The 23,299-nt window shown below is 37.5% G+C and carries 23 protein-coding genes; 11 read left to right on the top strand and 12 right to left on the bottom strand.

Annotated elements, in window-relative coordinates:
* Position 1: 1 nt before the first annotated feature.
* Positions 2 to 424, bottom strand: a complete 423-nt coding sequence (locus JIN86_RS20090) for a Na(+)/H(+) antiporter subunit B (protein WP_004233141.1) — start codon at positions 422 to 424, stop codon at positions 2 to 4.
* A complete protein-coding gene (locus JIN86_RS20085; protein ID WP_202342703.1) occupies positions 414 to 2,825 on the bottom strand; it encodes a Na+/H+ antiporter subunit A in 2,412 nt (803 codons plus the stop codon). Before JIN86_RS20085 ends, JIN86_RS20090 begins: the two co-directional genes overlap by 11 nt.
* A gap of 564 nt (positions 2,826 to 3,389) precedes the next feature.
* Here JIN86_RS20085 and JIN86_RS20080 point away from each other — a divergent pair.
* Positions 3,390 to 4,076 carry an adenine nucleotide alpha hydrolase family protein gene (locus JIN86_RS20080; RefSeq protein WP_004233138.1) on the top strand — a complete coding sequence of 229 codons (687 nt, stop codon included), beginning with the start codon at positions 3,390 to 3,392 and terminating at the stop codon, positions 4,074 to 4,076.
* Positions 4,077 to 4,104: 28 nt separating this feature from the next.
* Here the strand turns inward: JIN86_RS20080 and JIN86_RS20075 are convergent, their stop codons facing one another.
* A complete protein-coding gene (locus JIN86_RS20075; RefSeq protein ID WP_202342702.1) occupies positions 4,105 to 5,310 on the bottom strand; it encodes an MFS transporter in 1,206 nt (401 codons plus the stop codon).
* A 102-nt stretch (positions 5,311 to 5,412) separates the two neighbouring features.
* On the opposite strand from JIN86_RS20075, the gene JIN86_RS20070 reads away from it, so the two are divergent.
* A complete protein-coding gene (locus JIN86_RS20070; RefSeq protein WP_202342701.1) occupies positions 5,413 to 6,132 on the top strand; it encodes a YetF domain-containing protein in 720 nt (239 codons plus the stop codon).
* Positions 6,133 to 6,157: 25 nt separating this feature from the next.
* Here JIN86_RS20070 and JIN86_RS20065 read toward each other — a convergent pair whose 3' ends face one another.
* Complete coding sequence (locus JIN86_RS20065) at positions 6,158 to 6,862, bottom strand: CBS domain-containing protein (RefSeq protein ID WP_004233133.1); 705 nt, start codon at positions 6,860 to 6,862, stop codon at positions 6,158 to 6,160.
* A gap of 170 nt (positions 6,863 to 7,032) precedes the next feature.
* Here JIN86_RS20065 and JIN86_RS20060 point away from each other — a divergent pair, with 170 nt between their 5' ends.
* Positions 7,033 to 7,788 (top strand): MerR family transcriptional regulator, encoded by a 756-nt coding sequence (locus JIN86_RS20060; RefSeq protein WP_370568732.1) that lies wholly within the window; start codon positions 7,033 to 7,035, stop codon positions 7,786 to 7,788.
* An 11-nt stretch (positions 7,789 to 7,799) separates the two neighbouring features.
* Positions 7,800 to 8,453 carry a GAP family protein gene (locus JIN86_RS20055; RefSeq protein ID WP_004233130.1) on the top strand — a complete coding sequence of 218 codons (654 nt, stop codon included), beginning with the start codon at positions 7,800 to 7,802 and terminating at the stop codon, positions 8,451 to 8,453.
* Between the two features lie 50 nt (positions 8,454 to 8,503).
* On the opposite strand, the gene JIN86_RS20050 is transcribed toward JIN86_RS20055, so the two are convergent.
* The 5 genes from JIN86_RS20050 to JIN86_RS20030 form a co-directional block, all read right to left on the bottom strand.
* Complete coding sequence (locus tag JIN86_RS20050) at positions 8,504 to 9,286, bottom strand: ABC transporter permease (protein ID WP_202342699.1); 783 nt, start codon at positions 9,284 to 9,286, stop codon at positions 8,504 to 8,506.
* Entirely contained in the window at positions 9,283 to 10,167 is an 885-nt protein-coding gene (locus JIN86_RS20045) for an ABC transporter ATP-binding protein (RefSeq protein WP_004233127.1), read from the bottom strand. Before JIN86_RS20045 ends, JIN86_RS20050 begins: the two co-directional genes overlap by 4 nt.
* Positions 10,164 to 10,367, bottom strand: coding sequence for a PLDc N-terminal domain-containing protein (locus tag JIN86_RS20040; RefSeq protein WP_004233126.1), 204 nt, complete (start codon positions 10,365 to 10,367; stop codon positions 10,164 to 10,166). The genes JIN86_RS20045 and JIN86_RS20040 overlap by 4 nt, the downstream gene beginning before the upstream one ends.
* 117 nt (positions 10,368 to 10,484) lie before the next feature.
* On the bottom strand, positions 10,485 to 10,916 hold the full coding sequence (locus JIN86_RS20035) for a protein-tyrosine phosphatase family protein (protein WP_004233124.1): 432 nt from the start codon (positions 10,914 to 10,916) through the stop codon (positions 10,485 to 10,487).
* Between the two features lie 20 nt (positions 10,917 to 10,936).
* A complete protein-coding gene (locus JIN86_RS20030; RefSeq protein ID WP_004233123.1) occupies positions 10,937 to 11,884 on the bottom strand; it encodes a carbohydrate kinase family protein in 948 nt (315 codons plus the stop codon).
* Positions 11,885 to 12,040: 156 nt separating this feature from the next.
* On the opposite strand from JIN86_RS20030, the gene JIN86_RS20025 reads away from it, so the two are divergent.
* From JIN86_RS20025 to JIN86_RS19995, 7 genes are all read left to right on the top strand, one after another.
* On the top strand, positions 12,041 to 12,604 hold the full coding sequence (locus JIN86_RS20025; RefSeq protein ID WP_202342698.1) for a GNAT family N-acetyltransferase: 564 nt from the start codon (positions 12,041 to 12,043) through the stop codon (positions 12,602 to 12,604).
* 18 nt (positions 12,605 to 12,622) lie between these two features.
* Complete coding sequence (locus tag JIN86_RS20020) at positions 12,623 to 13,537, top strand: EamA family transporter (protein WP_202342697.1); 915 nt, start codon at positions 12,623 to 12,625, stop codon at positions 13,535 to 13,537.
* Between the two features lie 199 nt (positions 13,538 to 13,736).
* A complete protein-coding gene (locus tag JIN86_RS20015) occupies positions 13,737 to 14,843 on the top strand; it encodes an extracellular solute-binding protein (protein WP_004233117.1) in 1,107 nt (368 codons plus the stop codon).
* Between the two features lie 83 nt (positions 14,844 to 14,926).
* Complete coding sequence (locus JIN86_RS20010; protein WP_009371494.1) at positions 14,927 to 15,997, top strand: ABC transporter ATP-binding protein; 1,071 nt, start codon at positions 14,927 to 14,929, stop codon at positions 15,995 to 15,997.
* Between the two features lie 12 nt (positions 15,998 to 16,009).
* On the top strand, positions 16,010 to 17,716 hold the full coding sequence (locus tag JIN86_RS20005; RefSeq protein WP_009371491.1) for an ABC transporter permease: 1,707 nt from the start codon (positions 16,010 to 16,012) through the stop codon (positions 17,714 to 17,716).
* A 27-nt stretch (positions 17,717 to 17,743) separates the two neighbouring features.
* Positions 17,744 to 19,258: an argininosuccinate lyase gene (gene argH / locus JIN86_RS20000; protein ID WP_202342696.1), complete on the top strand. Its 1,515-nt coding sequence runs from the start codon at positions 17,744 to 17,746 to the stop codon at positions 19,256 to 19,258.
* The gene (locus JIN86_RS19995) at positions 19,255 to 20,202 is read left to right on the top strand and encodes an N-acetylglucosamine kinase (protein ID WP_004233104.1); all 948 of its coding nucleotides are present in this window, start codon (positions 19,255 to 19,257) and stop codon (positions 20,200 to 20,202) included. The genes argH and JIN86_RS19995 overlap by 4 nt, the downstream gene beginning before the upstream one ends.
* A gap of 21 nt (positions 20,203 to 20,223) precedes the next feature.
* On the opposite strand, the gene JIN86_RS19990 is transcribed toward JIN86_RS19995, so the two are convergent.
* The 3 genes from JIN86_RS19990 to JIN86_RS19980 form a co-directional block, all read right to left on the bottom strand.
* Positions 20,224 to 21,528, bottom strand: a complete 1,305-nt coding sequence (locus JIN86_RS19990) for a transglutaminase domain-containing protein (protein WP_370568731.1) — start codon at positions 21,526 to 21,528, stop codon at positions 20,224 to 20,226.
* 90 nt (positions 21,529 to 21,618) lie between these two features.
* Positions 21,619 to 22,755, bottom strand: coding sequence for a transglutaminase domain-containing protein (locus JIN86_RS19985; protein WP_202342694.1), 1,137 nt, complete (start codon positions 22,753 to 22,755; stop codon positions 21,619 to 21,621).
* Between the two features lie 253 nt (positions 22,756 to 23,008).
* Positions 23,009 to 23,269, bottom strand: a complete 261-nt coding sequence (locus JIN86_RS19980; RefSeq protein ID WP_004233098.1) for a metal-sensitive transcriptional regulator — start codon at positions 23,267 to 23,269, stop codon at positions 23,009 to 23,011.
* Positions 23,270 to 23,299: the final 30 nt, after the last annotated feature.

The raw sequence follows: 23,299 nt of genomic DNA, 5'->3' as shown, positions 1-23,299 counted from the left end.
GCTACTCATCCTCACTTATACTTAAAATAATTGTTACAACAACCCCCACCACTGTTAAAGCTACACCCGCTTCAAATATAGTGACAGTTGAAAAGCCCATTTTCCCAAAGATAGGAACATCTATATACGTATGTGCTTGTGTTAAAAATGGTACATCGAAAAACAACGAACCTATTGCAGTTCCAGTTGCAAGCAATACACCAAGAGCTGCAACCTTTTTAAAGTCGAAAGGCATCCCTTTATGAACAGTTTCAATATCATAGGCTAGATATAATAAAACAATGCCCGAGGCTAACACCAGACCACCTATAAAGCCACCACCAGGAGCATGATGCCCAGCAAAGAATAAATACACGCCGAGTGTTAAAATAATGAACACGACCGCTTTGGTAACGGTCCTTAATATCACATCATTAATTTTCATGATCTGCTTCCTCCTTTCGTGGCTTAAGCTTTGTTAGAGCATAGACCCCTAAGCCAGCAATTAGAAGAACAACAACCTCTAGCATCGTATCAAAAGCACGGAAATCCCCTAGTATTGTATTAACGATGTTGGAACCGCCAGCCAATTCATAGGCATCATTGAAGTAAGTAGCCACTGGTTCAAAGCGATCATAGTGTACGACGGCTAAACCAACAATTGTTACGGTTGCACCAACAAAAATAGAAATCAATGCTTTTGACCATTGAACTCTTTTACGTGGTAGCTCTGGCATTAAATCTGGCAAATATTTAAAACATAAAAGGAATAAAGCTGTAGTGACCGATTCAACAACTAATTGTGTTAAAGCTAGGTCTGGTGCACGGAAAATAACAAAGAAGAAGGCAATAGAATAGCCTAGTACACCATTTAGCAACATGGCTGTCACCCGCCCCTTTGCGAAAATCATCCAAACAGCAGCAAAGATCATGACAAACACAAGGATTAACTCGTAGGATTCTATAGCGGAATCTTTGTCAAAATTAAAGGTCATGGCATCTGACCAAACAAAATAACCAGCGATAAGTGCAACAAAAAATACATATATATAGATAAAATAATGTGTTAAATTACCTGTCATATATTTATTGGTAAGCCTCTGTGAGCCATTTTCACTCATCTCTATCATTCGATTGTAGTACGTATTAAACGTATACTTTTGTGAAAATAGACGATAAAGTGGCTTCCAGCTTTTTAATGTTTTAAATAAGATAATGCCAATAATAATGACACCTACTGTCATCAATAACTCTGCATTGATGCCATGCCATGCATGAATATGTGGTGTTAACTCACTTGTAGTTGGGAATGTAGGATAAATACTAGCCATAGCAGGCTCTAAAATATAATGCCCTAATATATTAGGGAAGAAAAAGATACCAACTACCAACAAGCATAAAATAATTGGCGATATTAACATGCCAAGTGGAGCTTCGTGTGGTTTTCTATCAATCTTCTCTGGTTGTAGTTTACCCAAAAATGTACGACTAATTAAAATCAAACTATAGATAAAGGTAAAGATACTTGCCACCCATGCTACTATTGGGAAAAATAACCCTATATCAGCAATAGAGAATGCTTCTACATCACGAATAGCCAATACTGCTGCAAAAAACATTTCCTTACTTAAAAAGCCATTGAATGGTGGCAATCCTGCCATTGAGAAGCTACCAATCACTGCGATTGTAAAAGTGATAGGCATGAAAGACATTAAGCCACCTAAACGACGAATATCACGAGTACCTACTTCATGATCGACAATGCCAACCATCATGAATAAAGCTCCTTTAAAGGTCGAATGATTCACAAGGTGGAATAGCGCTGCAAAGCTTGCTTGAGTGTAAAGAATTGAGTTTTCCTCATAGCCATAATAATGACCAACAGACCCAAGACCAAAGAGACTCATAATTAAACCAAGCTGACTCACTGTTGAAAAGGCTAATAATGCTTTTAAATCCGTCTGACGGACAGCATTAAATGAGCCCCAGAATAATGTAACGAGGCCGATAACACTAACTAGCCAGAACCATTCTGCCTCTCCTCCAAAAACTGGTGAAAAACGAGCAACTAAATAAATACCTGCCTTCACCATTGTTGCGGAATGTAAGTAAGCACTAACTGGTGTTGGGGCCTCCATAGCATCAGGCAACCAAATGTGGAATGGAAATTGTGCAGATTTTGTAAAGGCCCCTAGTAAAATTAGAATAAGGGCAGGCGTAAATAAGGCATGATCTCGTATAACCTCTACATTAGCTACAATTTCACGAATACTAAATGTATGAGAAGCTACATAGAGCATTAAAAAACCTGCAAGCATTGAGAGTCCGCCAAAGACTGTAATCATCATCGCTTTTTTAGCTCCTGCGCGAGATGCCTTTCTATGATGCCAAAATGCGATTAATAGGAATGATGACACACTTGTTAATTCCCAAAATGTGTATAATACCATTAGGTTATCTGAAAAAACAACGCCAAGCATAGCGCCCATGAATAGTAATAAATAGCAGTAAAAGTGATGAAGAGATTCTTTCGTTGATAAATAAAAAATAGAATATAAAATGACTAAACTACCTACACCTGTAATCAGCAGACCAAAAATCATACTGAGTCCATCTAGGTAAGTAGTGAAATTTATATTAAAAGAGGGAATCCACTCATATGTATGAATAACGGTTTTACCCTCGGCTAATTGAGGAATATAGCGAGCGAGTAAAAGAAACAAGATGAATGGAACAGATAAAACAAACCAGCCAAGATGTGTGACACGCCTTAGTCGCCTGTAAAGCAATGGAATTAGAGCAGCACAAACAAATGGCAAAAGTATCGCAATGAGAACTGTGACCAAATGAAAACCTCCTACTATCTAAATCATCTAGCAAATTTTTGTGGTGATGGGTATGTAAAGTGCTAAGACTTTAGAAAATTGTTCAAGCTAAGGAACATATTAGATGTATTCTTGAAATTATTTAATGGAATGTGGTGGGGTGTTAAAGTGCTTAATTGTTTATAAAAACGGTTATTTTAGTTATTTAGTCACTTCTAACCCGATGCAAGCCTAAATAACTTGTGGAAAATCAGATAATTTATACAGTTACAACTCAGTTAATATCAGCTTAATGAAGACACTTGACTATCTATTTAACTCACTGCATAATAGTGTGGCATATGAAAGCAAATTAGCATAGATGCACAGAATGCATAAATTAAATAATCTCTAATTATTGATTTAAGCTTAATCCTTCAAGGGTTTTCCAATACATTTTCGTTAACTTTTATACATTTTTAAGTATACAATATAAATGAGCATAATGCACTGTAACAGCATTGATTTTAGCTGTTTTAGGATAATTTTTTCAAAATCAACAGTGAAATTAACAAAATACCAACAGATAAGAGGTGTACATTTTTTATGAAGCATGTAAAAGGGCGTTTGGATGAAAGTATATTAGTTTGTGTTTACTACGGCTTAAATGGCGAACGTTTGATTCGTCGTGGTCATAAGATGGCCACAATGCTTGATTGCCCACTCTATATTCTTTCAGTCGATTCGCAACCCCTTGATGCATTTGACGCAGAGAAATCTAGTTATATAGAGCAATGGAAAAAGTTATCAGATGAGCTTGAGGTCGAAAAATTTATTCTGCAAGATAATGAAAAACGCCCCATACAAAAGGTTATTGCAGAGGTAGCAAAGAATTATAGCATTTCGCAAATTATCGTAGGGCAAAGCGCACAAAGCCGTTGGGAGGAAATCACTAAAGGCTCGTTCCTAAACGTACTGTTAAAGGAAGTTCCCTTTGTTGATTTTCATATCGTAGCTGTTCAACGCCCAACAGACGATGATGCAAATGAAACATATGAAAAAGGAGTACGTGCTTACTTAATTAAAGAACATGAGAACTTTAAAGTAGCATTTACATGTCCTAAGTATGTATCGATTGAAGGTATATTCTTCAAAGAAATTGGCACAGATTTTGACAACGGCATCTTTAAGTTTACTTACAACGATAAAATGCATGAAGTTCATATTTCAGAGGGCTATGTAATCGATCAGGAAAAATTGCCAGCAGAATTTTTAGCTCCATTAAGACAATAAAAAAACGCGTAGATACGCGTTTTTTTTATTAGACAGCAGCTGAAGCAGGTTTATCCTTCGGTAAGAAGAAGGCAACTAGTAATAATAAAGGCAATAATGAAACAACAATCATTGTAAAATCAATGCCTTTATGATCCATTAAAACGCCGATAACCATTGCCCCTATTGCGCCCATACCAAAAGCAAATCCTGTTGTTAAACCAGCCATTGTGCCAATTTTTGTTGGGACTAACTCTTGCGCATAGACCACCGTTACGGAGAAGCTAATCATAATCAACGTACCAATAATAACTAAAAATATCATAGCCGCCCATAATGGTACATATGGCAATGCCAAACAAAATGGCATAGGGCCAACTACAGAAAGGATGATGACATTTTTCCTACCAATACGGTCTGATAAAGAGCCTCCGAAAAAGGTACCTACTACACCAAATGCCATGAATGTGAATATTAATATTTGCCCTAGTCGAAGGCTAACCTCATAGTGATCCATTAGATAAAACACATAAAAACTTGTTATATTTGTTGTATAAAATGATCGTGCAAAAATAATTATAAATAATAATGTTAATGCGATGCCAACTTGTTTCTTTGTTAATGGAGGCAATGTTGAGACGAGTACACGCTTTTTCTTGGTTGTACGCTCCTGCTCCAATTGTTTTTTATACCATGTAGCAATTTTACTTAATAAAATGATACCACACGTTGCAATGACTAATATGATCGCAGCCCCACGTTGTCCGAGAATATCAAAGATGTAAGCACTAATTAATGGTGCTAGTGCTTGCCCTGAATTTCCCCCCACTTGATAAATAGACTGCGCAAGTCCTCGTTTAGATCCTGCTGCCATAAAGGAAACTCTCGATCCCTCAGGGTGAAAGATAGCTGACCCAAAGCCTATAAATAATACTGCAATAATAATAATCCAATACTGCGTTGTGAACGCTATAATAGCAATCCCTATAAATGAACTTATCATACCGATAGGTAAAGCATAAGGCATTGGTTTTTTATCACTGATATAGCCTACCGCAGGCTGCAATGCAGAAGCAAATATGTTTAATACAAAAGAAATCATTCCAATTTGTGTAAAGGTCAATCCTAATTCACTCTTAAATATCGGAAACATCGCCGGGATAACAGCTTGCATCGTATCATTAATAAGGTGAGCAACACCGATTGCAATCATAATCGGATAGATTGGATTGGTTACATTTAATTGTTTATTCATGTTGCCACCTCACTCATATTTTGTTTAAACATGATTGTCGCATACTATCGACCATTTTGCACAAGCTATAGTTCGACAGCTGTAAAAGGAGTTGATATATGCATGGAAAGCTTTATACATGCTCATTTTTGGGAAATGATTCTACGCACAACACTTTCGTTTTTTGCCTTACTAATTTTGGCACGTATACTTGGGAAAAAACAACTAGGCCAGTTAACATTCTTCCATTATATTACAGGTATTACATTTGGTTCGATCGCTTCAGAAATTGCCTCTCAGGAAGAAACACCATTTTTAGATGGTTTGATTTCGCTCGTTTGGTGGAGTGCTTTAACATATTTGATGACCGTTATTACAATTAAATCTAAAAAAGCTCGCGTTCTCGTTGATGATAAACCAACGATTGTTATTCAAAAGGGTCTTATATTAGAATCAGCGCTACAAAAAAATCGTCTTCATCTAGATGAGCTTACAATGATGCTACGTGAACAAGCCATTTTCTCCGTACAAGACGTTGAGTATGCCTTACTAGAAACGAATGGAAAGCTCAGTGTGCTACAAAAAACCTCTGAACAAGTGGCTACAAAGCAGGATGTTAAAGCAGATGTATCACCACCTACCTATCTTCCTACTGAAGTTATTTCTGATGGTCAACTTATTACTGAGAATATTGTTGAACTTGAGCTGACAGAAGACTGGGTATTAAAGAAATTGAAAAAGCAAAACGTGCATTCTGTAGAAGAAGTTTATTTTGCTCAAGTCCAAACAAATGGTTCCTTGTACATCAGCTTAAAAGATAAAGCGAGACATTCAAGCCCTTAATTGCTTGTCTAGTCTCGTTTTTTTGTTAATCAATTTTGACAATATCTAAGGGCGTAATAATACCGAGTAATCTTTGATGTGGTTGACCATGCTCCGTTATTAATAATGCCTCAAAGCGTCTCCCTCTTTCGACTCCTTGTTTAAATATTTCTTCAGCCTCATAGATAGATATCGTTCTACTGACAAATTTGTAATTCACTCTATTTTTCTCATGAAATAAGATATCATGCAGTGTTGGTATTCTTTTCGGTAAATGATCGCCACCCATCTTTGACGCAAGCCAATTTGTGATTCCAACTGTTGTGATTAGCCCCTTAAACTGCTTATTATAATAAACAGGAAATTGTGTATATTTGCGCTGACGTATCACTTTTAAAACATGTTTTAAAGAATCATTTTCTTGAAAAATCAATACTCTTTTACGGAACATTTGCCCTACAAGCGTTGGCTTAGCAAGGGTAGCATCTATGTATTCAATTCGTTCTACAACATCAGTATGTGGCTCTGCAATCACATAATGTAATGATGTACGATGATGCACAATCGCATTTCGTAAGTCTGCATATGAGCGGAGATCATCTTCATATTTCTTCACCAAGACATCCTTTTTCTTCGCTTGATCAATCAGCCGATAAAAAGGCATAAAATCCTTAGCACCTACAATATCTCTCAGTCTATGATCTATTCGATTAAACGCTGTCAGGAAACGATCGGAATTTTCAGTTCCCACTTTTCATGTCCCTTCTTTCTATAGTAGTCTATATATTTTCCGAGTTATTTGACAAATTTCGAGTTACACACCCATTATATTCCTAAGTTATAGAGATTCCAAGAAAGGAATTTTACAATCCCTCTTGAAAGTGACGTAACGTCATTTTATATAATGTCATGAAAGGAGGAGTGATTACTTTGCTTACGATTCACAATGTATCAAAACAAACTGGCATTTCTGTTCGAACATTACGTTACTATGAGGAGATCAGCTTGTTACTTCCTATAGCAAAGACTGAGGGAGGACATAGGATTTACGGAGAGAACGAGCTCAAAACGTTACAACAGATTGTATTTTTAAAGGCATTAGGCTTCAAGTTGAAAGAAATTCAGACACTTATCAATAATTCATGGAATTGGGAAGCAAGTTTAGACCATCAGTTAGCTTTTGTAGCAGAAGAGCAAAAGAAACTACAGCAGATGAAGAACACCATCCTTGGATTAAAGAATGCTTCGTCTATCGAAGGTGGGTTAACAGAGTCCCTTATCCAAAAGTACATTAAGCTTTCAAATCAAGAACGAGATCATAAGCAAGCCTTCCGCCAGCAGATTTTTGCAGCTACGGAAATAGAACTTTTCCGAAAATTACCCAATTTAAATCAAAATGATCCTAATTCTTTAGAGTGGATTGGTTTATTAGGTCAATTAAAGCAGCTTCATAAGGAAAGCCCTGAAGCCGATTCCGTGCAGTTTATTATTAAACGAATGATGGAAAAGGCCAAGGTAGAATATAACGGAAATGATGAATTTTTAGAGAAGATGTGGACGATAAGAAAATCTACTTATAAATCTGAACAAATAGGATTATATCCTTTAGAGGAAGAATTTCTACATTTTATAGAGCAGGCTTTTCATGTTTATGAAACAAAAAAACAGGCGTTATGAAAGTCACAATCATGAACATAGAAATGTTGCTACTGATTGGGACCTTAGCTTTGTTAGACATGTTTAGTCCTTCTATAATTGGCGTATCCGTCTATGTATTGCTTGTGGCTAAAAAAAAGCAGACCCGCCTTTTATTAATCTATTTAATGACTGTTGGGTTGTTTTACTTTAGTACCGGGATTTTTTTAATGTTAGGTCTAGGTGTCATATTCAGCCCTATTTCTAATTTACTAGATAGTTACTCAGCTCGATTAATCATGACCATTGTAGGGGGAGTTTTATTTATTGGCAGTTGGTTAGTACCAAAAAGAACGGCAAGTGGATCACCTAAACCAAAATCTTTACATGTGAGCTCTATGGTAGCTTTAGGTTTCACAACTTCTATTTTAGAAGTTGCAACCGCTCTTCCTTATTTCGCGGCAATAGGTATTTTAACGAGTAATCAAATAGTGTTTTATGAATGGTTACCTTTATTGGCAGGATACAATTTAGTAATGATTGCACCAGGGATCATCCTACTATGCTTACATCTATTATTCCGCCGATTTATGAATAAACCTTTAAGAAAAATTCAAACGCTTTTTGATCAAAGAACAAGTTCGACCCTTTCTTGGATCATGTTCTTTGTGGGATTGATTTTACTGATAAATGGTAGGATGATTTAAAATAAAAAACGGTAAAAATCCATTATAAGTTGGTTTTTACCGTTTTCTCTTCAGATTTTTGTCATAGACGCATTTCTTTTCATCATCATGATACCAATGCCGATGCAGATAATTGTCAATGCTAGCGTAATGACTAAGCTCCACCAGTAATCTGACATCTCTATTGTTCCTCGAAATTTTGCAATTCCGTAGCTTGCTAGTTTCCACGGTGATATTGTCCAAAAGATTCCTATAATCATATCGATAATTTGCCCAACAAAGATCACTGTAAATGCACATGTTGTAGCAATAACTGTTTTAAAGCTGGCACTCATCATTAACGTAACAGCTATCACAAATAGCAACCAAATATAGTACGTAGAAAAGCTTACTAACAGTGCACCCATGTCCAACGTTCCATATAGAATAGTTGTATAATAGACACTTGCACCAAACCCAGCTAAAATACTAACAAAACAGATGGTGCTCATAACAACAAATTTACTCAAAAAATATGCGCCAAATGAAATGGGCCGAGCATATAGTAATGTTGCCATACCATTAGCACGTTCCTTACTAATAGCTCCTACAAACGAAGCCATCATCACCAATAAGCCAATTGTTTGAAATTGCCCAATAGAAGCTTGAATTAAATCCAGTGGCATTAATTCTGGCATCAACATTTCAAAGCCCTCTGGAACATTCCCAACAGCATTTAAAATATCCATCATATAATAGTTTGTTAGTGGATCACTCATTCCAAGCAGAGCAAACACTAGAGGAATCCATAAAAACTTCCAACTCCGCCATGCTTCTCTAAATTCCTTTTGCAGAAGTACATTGAATCCTCTCATGCTTTTTTCGCCACCTTCATGAAAATTTCTTCCAAAGATGCTGTCTGTCGCTCTACCTTTCTAATTGTATAAGGACATTCACTTAACCGTTGAAGCAACATTTTCATCGTCGGCTCCTCATTCACAATCTCAATATACACATTACAACCTATTACATGATTAGATGGATTTGCAAAAAGCTTAGCCTCTTCTTCACTGCCAAATTCAATGACATAATTTTGCTCATCAAAACGTTGCCGTACTTCACGTAATGTTCCCTGCTCTACTAGTTTTCCATTTTGCAAGAATAATAGTTGATCTGTCATTTCTTCAGCATCATTTAAAATATGCGTTGAGTATAAAATAGTCGTCTCTTGCTGTAGTCCTTTTAATAAATCAAGTACTTCTCTACGGCCAACTGGATCTAATGCTGAAACAGGTTCATCTAATAGCAGTAATTTAGGCTTATGCACTATTGCTTGGGAAATACCAAGTCGCTGCTTCATTCCACCTGAAAAAGAGGCTATTTTTTTATGTTGGACGTCCCCCAACCCTACAAATTCTAAGGTTTTTTGTGCTTCTAATTTAGCCTTTTTGGCTGCTATACCATTCAACTTTGCAGCCATTTCTGTAAACTCTAACGCAGTTAGCCAAGGATGAAATTGCGGATATTGTGGTAAAAAACCTATATTCGCACGTAAATCATTACCTAGCATCTTTACATTTCCAGCAGTCGGTTTCAAAAGTCCCGTTAACATAGATAAAGTGGTTGTCTTGCCAGCTCCATTCGGACCAATTAAAGCCGTAGAAGTTTTTTCCTCTAAGTTGAAATGAATAGCATCTACAACTTTGTGCTCTCCAAATTGCTTGGTCAAACCTGTAACTTGAAGTAAAGTTGTCATGACTGCTTTCTCCCCACTATAAAGTACGCAATTGACCCTAATAGATTAGCAAATAGAATGATAAACACCCAAAGAATTTTAGGGCCGTTTGTTGCATGAATTTTTCGTAAATCAATAAGTGCTACGATCATCAAAATAATTTGAACGATGATGAGCGGTGCTATAACTGCCCATGGAACTTTTGCTAATTCCTCCATCATATAGATCACCTCATTATTTGTTATACACTAACTATAACAACTTTGTTCTAATAAGTATAGAACAAAGTATCTGTTACATCATAAAAAAAGATGTACCTTATTAGTACATCTTCTCAATTATTTATAAAGTTTTTGCAGAGCCTCTTCCATTTTAGGGCGTATCGTTACTACTGGACGAGCTTTTTTGACAGCTGACTGTGCTGCTTCTAACGAATCAGCCATTCCCAACTCCATTAAGATGGCAGTAGCTGCAACACCTGCACGTCCACCCCCACTTCCACAGTGAACATATACTTTCTGCCCTGTCTCAAAGGCTATAGCAACTTCTTGCGCTACTTGTTGGATGGATGATGCTACCTCACTATCTTCATCTGCTATAGGCATATGTTTATAAGAATAAGGAACTGTTTCCTGCTCTTGAAGGGATAGCCCTTGAACACGAACATCTATCACAACATCAACGGATTCTTGTGTAAATGCAGCCTCTGCATCTTTTGCACCGCCAAAGAACAGTTGATCCTTTACTAAAACATCGTAGTTTTTCTCCATATTCTCCACGCCTCACATGTTTATTTTAGTAAATGCTTAATATCCTCATAATATGGTAGAGCCGTTAAAGCACCTGCTTTTGTTGCGGCAAAAGCTCCTAATTTGTTGCCAAAGCTTGTACAACGCACTAGTTCTGCTTTTGTTGTAGGTAAACCATTATAATGGACATCACGTAGGACACCTGCCATAAATGCATCTCCCGCACCTGTAGTATCCACAGGCACTACTTTCTCAGTCGGTACATGGATAACCTCACCATTAAGGACCGCATAAGTCCCGTTCTCTCCTACGGTAATTAAAATAATAGGCACTAAATAGCTATTTAATTGCTCGATACCTTCTTCTAAGCTACTTGTCTCTGTCAGGAAGAATAGCTCATCATCCGTCACCTTTAAAATATCGACATCCTCGAAAAATGATGTAATCGTATCTCGACAAATTTCTTCACTGCTCCAACGTAAAGGACGGATATTTGCATCCATTGCAATAATTGCACCCTTGTCCTTAGCCATTTCTACTGCTGCTCGTGTTGTAGCAAGGGCTGTTGGATGGAACATTGTGCCTGAACACACCGTTAAAGCAGAGGCATGCTTAAAAGCTGCTTCATTTAGCTGTGATGGTTCAACTTGTAAATCGGGTGTCTCATCAACATAATCCTTAAAAATTCGCTCACATGCTTCTGTTAGATGCACATAAACACCACTTACTCGTTTTGCTGGATCAAATACGGCATAATCCAGTTTCACACCCTCTTGGGCAAGCCCATCTCTCACAAATTGCGAGCCCTCGTCATCACCCGTAATTGTAATTAATGCGGAAGGCGCCCCAATGCGGCTAATACCCGCTGCAACATTGACCGTTGCGCCACCCATATATTTAGTAAATGATGTGTTTGTTACATCATCAGCAATATAGTCAATAAAAGCATCTCCATAGACTAATATAAAATCCTTCTCTTGCTTTGTCATGATAGTCCTCCTGAAAGTCTAGTCATTATAGATTAACACGAAAATTGTCATTCTATAAAGGTTTTTACTTTTGGCATTTCTTTACGAGAGGATGGATAACTTGAGTCATCCCCTATCTTTGTTATACTTGCCTATAGAAAGGTAGGGATTATCAAAATGAGTATTACAATTCGACAAGCGCAACCACAAGATGCCCATGCTGTGGTGCCTTTAATTATCGACGCCATTGGCGATATTGCTAATCGGTTAACTGGTGAGCAATCAACGGAGGCTGTGATACAAGAGCTGACTGTTCTTTTTCAACAAGAAGACAATCGACATTCTTATTTAAATACTTTTGTCGCTACTGAAAGTGAACAGATTTTAGGGATTCTCGTTTATTATCACGGTCAACAAGCCGTTCATATGGATGCTAACCTTGTTAAATGGCTTGAAGCAAAAAATGCACCATCGATTGTTATTGACCAGGAAGCCCATGAAGACGAGGCTTACATTGATACAGTTTGTGTTGCACCAGCTGCACGTGGTAAAGGAATCGGAACATTGCTATTACAATTTGCCGAAGAGCTGACAAAGCAGCGTGGTTATACAAAATTATCATTAAATGTTGAAACCCAAAAAGAAGAAGCTCGCCGTCTTTATGAACGACTAGGCTTTGTTATTACGGAGCCTTGGTCAATTATTGATGAGCCATTTCACCATATGGTTAAACAGTTTTAGGAAGTGAATAACTAATATATGAAGAACAATTTGATTTACCCTCTTTTGATTGTTATTGCATCTAGTAGTTACGGGATCTTGTCGACTATTGTCAAAGTAGCTATGCAGCATGGCTTTACATCAGCAGAGGCTGTATCAAGCCAATATATTATTGGCTTTTTACTCGTAATATCCATCTTTATTTTTACTGACAGAAAATTACCAAGACCGTCCAAGAAGGGTTTACTTATTTTAATATGTGCGGGAATTTTTACAGGGACAACAGGTATCGTGTACGGAGAATCTTTAAAGTATCTTCCTGCTTCTCTTGCAGTAGTCATGTTATTCCAATTTACATGGATTGGTCTACTGATTGATTGTGCCCTCCATAAAAGATTACCAAGTAGACCTGAAGTTATTTCAATCGTCATCTTATTTATCGGAACGATTCTAGCTGCAGGTGTATTAAATGTAGATTTAAGTGACATTCCTATTCAAGGATGGCTATTCGGTTTTACAGCAGCCGTTACTTTTGCATGTTTTATTCAATTTAATTCTCGACCTGTCGAGGGCGTGACTACCACATCAAGGGTATTAATCGTTTCCTCTATAGCCCTTATTATGATCAGTATTTTCCTAAGCCCCGAGGTTATTTGGAACGGTAAACTATTCATGCAAGGCCTGTGGAAATATGGACTAGCACTAGGTCTTTTCGGTATCATTTTACCGATTTATCTATTTTCGATTGCTATCCCTAAAGTCGGTGGTGCGCTTGCTTCTATTTTAAGCGCCATTGAATTACCAGTGGCTGTTACTGTTTCCGTTATTGTTTTGCATGAACCTTTAACTGCTGTACAAATTATCGGGATTGTACTGGTGATTGCTGGCATGATGCTGCCAACCATTGTTGCACAACGTCAACAAAAGGATAGCTTATTAGAAGTACATTTATAAAACGACAAAAAACTCCTTAAAAATGGAATGATTCCTTTTTAAGGAGTTTTTTTGAACTTTAATGAAATGCCATTGCTTACCATTATGTACTTCGCTATGATGAATGCAAATGTAATTTTTTAATAATTCTAACATTAATGTTCCCCTTCGGTATTATACTGCAATATGCAAGTAACTTACTTTAAGAAAGGGGAAGTTGATGAAAAAAGCCTATATTCTTGGTTTTTTCCTTATGTTAATGCTTGTCGTTTTAGCTGCTTGTAATGGCGAAGATCAGCAAAATTCTACAAATGATGCAGCAAATAATGACGAGGCATCAGATGGTAAACAAACAGAAGTAGCAACAACGTCGCCTTCAGGCAAGCTAGTAATTTACACTGGACGTGACGAAGAAATGGTGCAAAATGTGATCGATCAGTTTAATGAAAAATATCCAGACATTGAAGTAGAATTTCTAACAATGGGTGCTCAACAGATTTTAGAACGTCTTCGTGGAGAGAAAGCCAATCCTCAAGCAGATTTTTGGTGGGGCGGAACGCAATCCGCACTCATTGTTGGCGCCAATGAAGACTTACTACATGCTTGGCAGCCGAGCTTTATTGACGCTATTGATACCGCACACAAAGATGTAGATGGACGTTGGTTCGGCGAGATGCTGTTACCTGAAGTAATTATGATTAATAGTGATTTACTAACAAAAGAAACTGGTCCACAGGACTGGGATGACTTATTAGATCCTAAATGGAAGGATCAAATTTTAATCAGAGGTGTACTGGCGTCAGGCACAATGCGTACGATTTATTCTTCCATGATTGTACGACAAGGTGCGGATTCACCTGATAAAGGCTACGAGTGGTTACTACAATTAGATGCCAATACAAAGGAGTACACACAAGACCCTAATGCTTTGTATTTAAAACTAACACGTCAAGAAGGCAGTGTCTCCCTATGGAATCTACAAGATATTTTGTTAAAAAAATATACGACAGATTATCCTTTTGATTATATTTATCCTAAAAGTGGTGCACCTATTTTAGTAGACGGTGTAGCAGTTGTAAACAATGCGAAGAACCTAGAAAATGCGAAACTTTTTGTAGAGTTTTTATTTGAAAAAGAGATGGTAACACAATTAGCTAATGATTATTACCAAATTCCTACACGTTCAGATATTGACAAAGGCTCCATGCCAGAATGGTATCAGGAATTAGATTTAAAAACATTTGATATTGATTGGCAGCTAATGTCTGACAAAGAAGCAGAATGGATGGAATACTGGGATAACAATATTAAAGGGCGCGGTAAATAGTAGAACGAGTAAAAATTCGGCTTATACAGCGAATTTTTACCTTCCTGTATCATCTAGATTCTTTGTTAGAGAGGAGCTAATGATTGAGAAGTGTCAGAATCGAAAATGTCTCGAAGCAATTTGGTCAAGTGTATAGCGTGAAGGACTTAAATCTTGAAATAAAAGCTGGTGAATTTTTTACCTTTCTGGGTCCTAGCGGCTGTGGCAAAACAACCACTTTAAGGATGCTTGCAGGCTTTTATTACCCTACTAAAGGCAAAATTCTTTTTGATGATCGAGATGTCACTCGACTTCAGCCCAATAAGCGCAATATCGGCATGGTATTTCAAAATTATGCCCTTTTCCCCCATATGACGGTTGATGAGAATATTGCATTTGGTTTACAAGTTCGAAAATTTTCAAAAGCTGAGATTCAGCACAAGGTGGATCGAATTAGAGGTCAAGTACATCTTGCTGCTTACGGCAACAGAAAAATAAATGAGCTATCTGGTGGGCAACAGCAGCGTGTTGCTTTAGCTAGGGCACTCGTGATAGAGCCAGATATTTTATTGCTTGATGAACCTCTATCCAATCTAGATGCAAAATTGCGTGAGGAAACACGTATTGAAATCAAACGAATCCAATCTGAGCTTGGAGTCACAACGATATACGTTACTCACGATCAAATGGAAGCCATGTCTATGTCGGATCGAATTATGGTTATGGAAAATGGCTATATCAAACAAATTGGTACTCCTCAGGAAATTTATCATCAACCCAAGGATCGTTTTGTGGCAAATTTTATTGGTGAAACTAATTTAATTGAATGCTCAATCCAAGCTATTGATGGGGAAAATGTACAAGTACGAACAGTGAATGGACATAATTTAATTGGGCGAAAGCAACAAAGCTCTCCCTCTTTAACGCATATGATTGGAGACAAAGTATTTATTTCTATTCGTCCAGAATCGATCCAACTTGGTACTGGTGAAAACACATTAACAGGAAAAATTACATTTGTTGAATTCACAGGTATTAGCGTTAATTACATTGTAGATTTTACTGCGTTCTCACTTAAAGTAATGCTTATTAATTCTTATGACCAAATCAAAAAGATCGGTGAAGATATTACAATCCATATGGCACAAGATTCACTGTACTTTTTAGGGGAATAGGAGGAAGCCAATATGGGGAAACAGTCTGAAAGTACGTGGACGCGAATTTTGCATGCCAATTGGTTTGTCTATGTTTTAATATCGCCATTATTTTTAGTGTTATTCGCCTATGTGGTTTATCCCTTCTATCAAACTTTCATCCAAAGCTTTGCTGGTGATGAAGCGTTCTTTCACTATAAGAAATTTTTTGATATAGCTAGTCCAGCAAATTTAGAGGCCTTGTGGACCAGTATTTATATTTCATTTATCAGCGTTATTTGCTGTGCACTTGTTGGGGTAACAATGGCCTTTTTACTAGAACGCTATAATTTCCCTGGGAGACGGATATTGTCTGTTTTAGTTTTGGTTCCAATGGCACTTCCTCCTCTAGTAGGTGTTTTGTCCTTTTCATTTTTATATGGCGATAGCGGGATTTTCCCACGAATTTTTCAGCATCTATTTGGGTTGGATCACGTTCCTTTTGCCTTGAAGGGAATATGGGGCGTCATCGTTGTTCATACATTCACAATGTATACGTACTTCTATTTGACTGCCTCTGCTGCTATTAAGGGGCTTGATCCTGCTCTTGAAGAGGCAGCTACTAGTCTGGGTGCAGGGCGTATTCGCGTATGGACAAAGGTTATTTTACCGATGCTCACACCTTCTATTGTCGCCTCATCCTTATTGGTGTTTATGATTTCTATGGCTTCTTATACTGCACCTTTGATGTTTGGTGTGGAGCGTACTATGACGATGCAAATTTATTTATCACGTACAAATGGGAATCTTGAGATGGCGGCAACACAGTCGATGATATTATCTTTTGTCTCTATCACTTTTTTAATCATTATGCGTTGGTATCAAAATCGCAGAAATTATCAAAACCTGAGTAAGGGAATTAGTGTTCATCGTTCAGAGGTATCCTCAAAAAAGGTAAAAATTATAGCAACCATTGCTTCTTTTGTTGGCACATTAATATTGATACTGCCTATTTTAGTGTTGATATTGATCTCTTTTTCTGTGGATGGAGCTTGGAAAACGCAAATTCTCCCAACCGATTATACAATCGATCATTATATTGCTCTTTTTACCGATGAACGCACATGGCGACCTATTTGGAACTCCATTCAAATGGGTGTCATTGCAACACTGGGCAATATCATCTTTGGAGTCGCGGCAGCTTATGCTATGGTGCGCTTAAATTTTAAAGGGAAAACCTTGCTCGATATTTTGATAATGGTACCTTGGGCTTTGCCAGGAACAGTTGTTGCTGTTAATTTAATTGCAGCCTTTAGTACAGAAAGTATCTTTAGTTTTAATCACGTATTGATCGGGACATTTTGGATCTTACCATTAGCCTACTTTATTCGACATTTACCACTTGTTTTTCGATCAACATCTGCCTCTCTTGTACAGCTAGATCAATCGATTGAAGAGGCATCACGTGGCTTAGGGGCCAACTGGTGGTATACATTTAGACGTATTGTCGTGCCTTTAACATTCACCGGGATTTTAGCAGGGACACTCTTAGCCCTCGTGCAAAGCTTTGGTGAATTTGTTGCATCCATTCTAATTTACAGTACATCCACTATTCCATTGTCTGTAGCGATATTCCAAAAATTATATGCATTTAAATTTGGGACCGCCTGTGCTTATGGTGTCTTACAAATTTGTTTAATTTTAGTTGTCCTTATTATTTCTGAAAAACTATCAAAAGGCAGTGCTGGTACAGCCATCTAACTGCCAATCTATTAGGGGGCCATGACAATGTTTGAAGATTTTCGCAATAAAACACAGCTGGAAGATGGGATGATATTCCCTTCTAACATCTATCGAAAAATCGTTTTACAGCCAGCTTATGATGAGGCAAAGAAAAATTTTTTAACAATTATGCTACAAATCAATATTGCTCATTTAAAAATGTTAGAAGAACAAGGACTTGTAAAAAAAGATGAAGCAAAGCAAATTGGGATGGCTCTAAAAAAAATTGACTTAAATTATTATCGTTTAGAGGATTACAGTCCCCAATATGAGGATTTATTTTTCCGCATTGAAAATAAATTAATAGAGCTTGCTGGTGATATTGCTGGAAATCTTCACATTGGCAGAAGCAGAAATGATATGGGTATCGCCATCTATCGAATGACATTAAGAAAAAAATTATTATTATTAATGCGCGAGTTACTAACATTACGTGATGATTTAATCGCTGCTGCAGAGGAACATATCGATACCATTATGATTGGCTACACACATACACAGCAGGCCCAGCCTACAACCTTCGCCCATTATTTAAAGGCGGTCATCGACCAGCTAGAGCGTGATTTTGAACGAATGCAGCATGTCTATAAAACGGTCAATCGTAGCAGTATGGGAGCCGCTGCCTTAACAACGACAGGCTTTAAAATTAGTAGAGAACGTATGCGTGACCTACTTGCCTTTGATGATATTATCGAAAATGCATGGGATGCAGTTGCAGGAGCAGATTATATAGCCGAGGCTGCAAGTATTGTACAGCTTGCTGCACTCAATCTTGGCCGTACTTCTCAAGATTTTTTATTATGGGCTACTCAGGAGTTTAATGCGTTTACACTCGCAAGTCCATATGTGCAAATAAGCTCTATTATGCCTCAAAAGCGTAATCCTGTTTCTATAGAACATACACGCTCATTACTATCTGCGGTTGTAGGAGATGCAAGTACAGTATTACAGATGGTACATAATACACCTTTTGGAGATATCGTAGACACTGAGGATGATATGCAGCCTTATTTATGGCGTGCCATTGACCGCTTAGTTGGTATTTACAAGTTGTTTGGTTCGCTTGTTGTTACAATGGATGTCAATAAGAAGAAGTTAAAAAATCGCGCTGAAAATAGCTTTGCGAATGTCACTGAGCTAGCTGATACATTAGTCCGTTCAGAGGGAATTTCCTTCCGTCAAGCACATAGTATTGTTAGTAAATGTATTAAGGTTCTACTTGCTCATGGAGAGGAATCATTAGCTAGTCTTACCTGGGGACTTGTAAACACACAATCGAAATTGATTACGGGCAACGAATTAACTATTTCGGAAGAGGATTTCTATAAGACGTTAAAACCAGAATCTTTTGTTGGTGTGCGAACATTACTAGGTGGTCCCGCTCCAGCCACTATGAAGGCTGCTCTTGAACGTTCCAAACTGAACGCCCATGATTTTTATGAATGGATTCGCTTAAAGGAAAGTGCCATTATAGAAGCAGAAAAAGAACTAGCAGCCTTTCTAGAGGAATGGAATCAATGAAGCAATGGTTATTGATTATTGATGGTGGGGCGACAAAAACAGCATGTGCAGTTGTTCATGCTGAATCTGGTGACATTGAATATTCTACATCCACTAAGGGCTCTAATTATCAAGCCATTGGTGTTGAATCGGCTACGGCAATATTACAAGAGCTTTTAGCAAATGTTGAAAGATTTTTGCGAAAGTATCCTAATTCCCAAATTGCTGTAGCTACCTTTGCTTTAGCTGGCATTGATTCTCCGAAGGATCATGCAGCCGTCGTGACTATTGTTCAAAATGCTCTTAAGATCACACAGCTACAAATAGACACAATGATTATTGAAAATGATGCAGAGGCCACACTATTAGGTGTGACTGCTGGACAGGCTGGTGCACTGCTCATTGCTGGAACAGGAGCTATTGCCTATGCCTTTGATGGGCAGCGGATTGTACGTGCAGGGGGTTGGGGACATCGGGCTGGCGATGAGGGAAGTGGGTATTGGTTAGGGCAGGAAGTCGTAAGAGCTATATTTAAAATGGAGGATGGTCGTGGGAAACCAACAATCTTAAAGGAAGCTGTCTATCAGTCTTTAGGTATACAAGATGTTACGGAGCTTGCTGAATGGCTATTCCACCCTTCCTATACAAATGCACAACTGGCCAAGATGGGCTCTTTTGTGGCAAGAGCAGTCGAGCAAGAAGATGCTTGTGCCATCGCAATATCTCAACAAGCTGCTCATGAACTAGTCCTTCTAGCAAGCGCTGTATTGAAAAATATTGACTATCAGAATGAACCATTTACTTTTTATTGTAATGGTGGTGCCATCAAGCATAATCCACTCATTTTAAAGAACTTTACTGAGGAAATAACCTTCAAGTATCCTCAAGTGGTCATTACCCTTTGTCAGCATCAGCCTATTACTTATTTAATCGAACGAGCAAAAAGGGCATATGACTGTTTATAAGTCATTGCCCTTTTCTTGCTTTTAAAGTGCCAGTCTCTTCAATTCATTCGTTGTAAAATAGAGATAGCCATCCTTTATAAATAAATCCTTCGAATCCTCCCTATTTAGTACCTCTTCTCCACTACCATCTGGACGAATCTTTGTTAAATATGCCCCTCGGGAATAATTACTAAAGTAGAGCCAACCATCTGAATAAACGATATATTGCGCCCGGGAATTTGTGACACGTTTCGTCTTACCAGTTTTCATATCTAGTACATATAGCTTATTGTCATCTGCAATATTACTATAAAACAATTGGTCTCCAACCTGTGCTGGGAAGTCTATATCATGATAATAACTATACAGTGTGCTTGTTGCTTTTGGATAGTCTTCAGCAATCCACGAGTGATCCTTCGCCATTGTACGGTCATCTACTAAAAAGTATTGGTAGCGTATTGCACCCTTACGATCTGGTACTGGATCATTCCATGTCGTATCGAGATGATACCACTGTCCATCCAACTTGACTAGATTCCACGCATGTCCCTCTTGACCTACATAGCCCACGATATATTTTGTTTCAATACCCAATTTTTGAAGCATAGAGTGAGCAAGTAAAGCATAGCCCTGACATACTCCCCCGTGCTCAGCAAGAACGGTATAAGCGCTGTGTGGGCTAGAATTCGTTTGTTCTGTATAGGAAGTATTGGCAACAATATAGTCATTGACAGCTCGTACTTTTTCTACATCCGTCATAGATTTTTTACTAATCTTAGCAATAATTTCTTGAACATTCATCTCTACATATGCCGCCTGCTCTGGCGTCATTAAATAGCTCTGTTCTCCAAAAATAGTTGCTTTATTTCGCCCATATTCATATCGAATTGAATGTTTACTTACATGGCCGTAAACATAGTCATCGCGTTTGATAGCATTGTTATAGGCCTCTTCTACAATTTGTTCAATTCGCTGTGTATTCCCTTTATATTGAATTTCAAACTTTGGTGAAAAGCTATTATAATACGCATACATCGCATCAGCCAGTTCCTTGGCATTTGTGACGACTAACTTTGTTTCAGGTTTCTGAATAGGTGGAGTTGTAGGGGCTACCTCCGCTTCATGTACATCTTCTATAGGTAGGGCTGTTTCAATTGAGGCATTATCTGAAAGTCTTGCAGTAACATCTACGATCTTCTCCTTTGTTGAAAGTAGCATCGTTTCTATGTCATCATTATTTGTCCAATCGACCACCTGCTGAACAACTGCCTTACCAGCCGTATAAATAGGATCAATAAAAATAATGATAATGGCAATTATAGCTAATTTCTTCCACAAACTCCTCACCTCCAACCGTCTTCCTTACATTATATACAAAAAAAGCACAAAGAACTCACTTAAGGGTCCATTTGTGCTTGTTAATATTTGTTTGTTGACTTAATTAATTTTAAGTGTATGTTCTTTTGATTGGACATTATACAGTAAATAATTGTCACTAACCTTTAAATTTGTTACTGGCTGCTTCACTAGCACCTCAGCTTTTAACGTTTTTAAATCTAGCTTTGTCAAATACCCACCGTTACTGTAATCACTATAATATAGGTTTTGATTAGTCCCTGTAATATACAACGAACGTTTATCTAATACCTTTGACTTACTACCACTAGTCATATCAAGCTTATACAGTTTATCGTTATCTGCAGTATTACTAAAATAAACAATATTATTTAACTGATGTGCGAAATGGACATTAAGCATATAACTGTATTTAGTGCTTGTAGCAGTAGGATAATTTCCTTTAATCCAAGTATGGTCTTTGCTAATTTGATTGTCCGAGACTAAAAAATAGTCATAGGACGCCGCACCAACGCGATTTGGCAAAGGATCGTTCCACGTTGTATCTAAATGATACCATTCCCCATCAACCTTTACTAAATTCCAAGCATGTGCCTCATTCCCATTTACAAAGCCCACAACATATTTTGTCTCTATCCCAGATTGCTCTAACATGGCATGTGCTGCCAATGCATAACCTTGGCATACAGCTTGTCCTTCAAAAAACAAAGCATAAGCACTATGTGGACTTGCCTTAGTTTTAGTTCCGTACATAGTATTGGATACAATATAATCGTTAATAGCTTTTACTTTTTGAAAATCTGTCATAGAAGGTTTGATAATATTTTTCAGAATTAGATTAATCTTTTTTTGTACAGCTGCTTCTTGAGTTTGACTTGTCAGGTACTTCATTTTATACGTTACATTCCCTAGAGAATCTGCGGAAACCATGGTACTTTCTATATGTCCACTTGCATAAACGGCTTGTTGCTTAGCTTTTTCAAGTGCGTCCATCATTTCTTTTTTTAGGTCGCCTATTTTGCCTGTATACTTAATTTTTATATCGATCTCAAAGTTTTGTATTTGCTTTGCAAGTTCTTCTGTTAATTGATCCCAACTTGCTACTGTTGAGTTAGCTACCATAGGATAAATTGGGGAGGTATTTTCTGTTTGTTTTGCATAGACCGCAGTTGGACTTAACATCAATAAAGCCGCACCACATAACAATAATTTTTTCATCACTCATCACCTTCCCTTTGATTCTTTCTTTACTATTTAGCATAGCAAAGAATGTACCTACTAAGCTATCATACAAGTTCACTAACTAAGACTTTTAACTAAAAATATATTAAATTTTATATACTATAAAATACCTACTAATAAAATATAATTAGCGAATATAACTATTTTTTTGCAAAAAAATAAAACTCACCTAATTAATAGTGAGTTTTATTTCGATTTAGATTCTGTAATTGTTCAGGCGTTTAGTAAATTATCTACTTTTCACCACTAAATTAACTGCTTCCTGAATGGCTTCGTTCATTTTTTCACCATCCCCTTCCGCATTCTGTACACATTCCAATAGGTTCGTACTAACAATAACCCCAACTGTACGGTCTACAGCAGAGCGTACTGCTGATAATTGTGTAATGACGGCCTTACAGTCTTTTTCCTCCTCCATCATTTTCAAAATGCCACGTAGCTGTCCTTCCATCCGTTTCACACGATTTTTCACTTGATCTGAATATTCCATATACATTGCTCCTTCTCTTATACTCGCTAC

Origin of the sequence: Lysinibacillus sp. HST-98 (assembly GCF_016757845.1) — a bacterium.
Classification (GTDB): domain Bacteria; phylum Bacillota; class Bacilli; order Bacillales_A; family Planococcaceae; genus Lysinibacillus; species Lysinibacillus capsici.
This window is presented reverse-complemented; position numbering and strand designations above follow the sequence as displayed.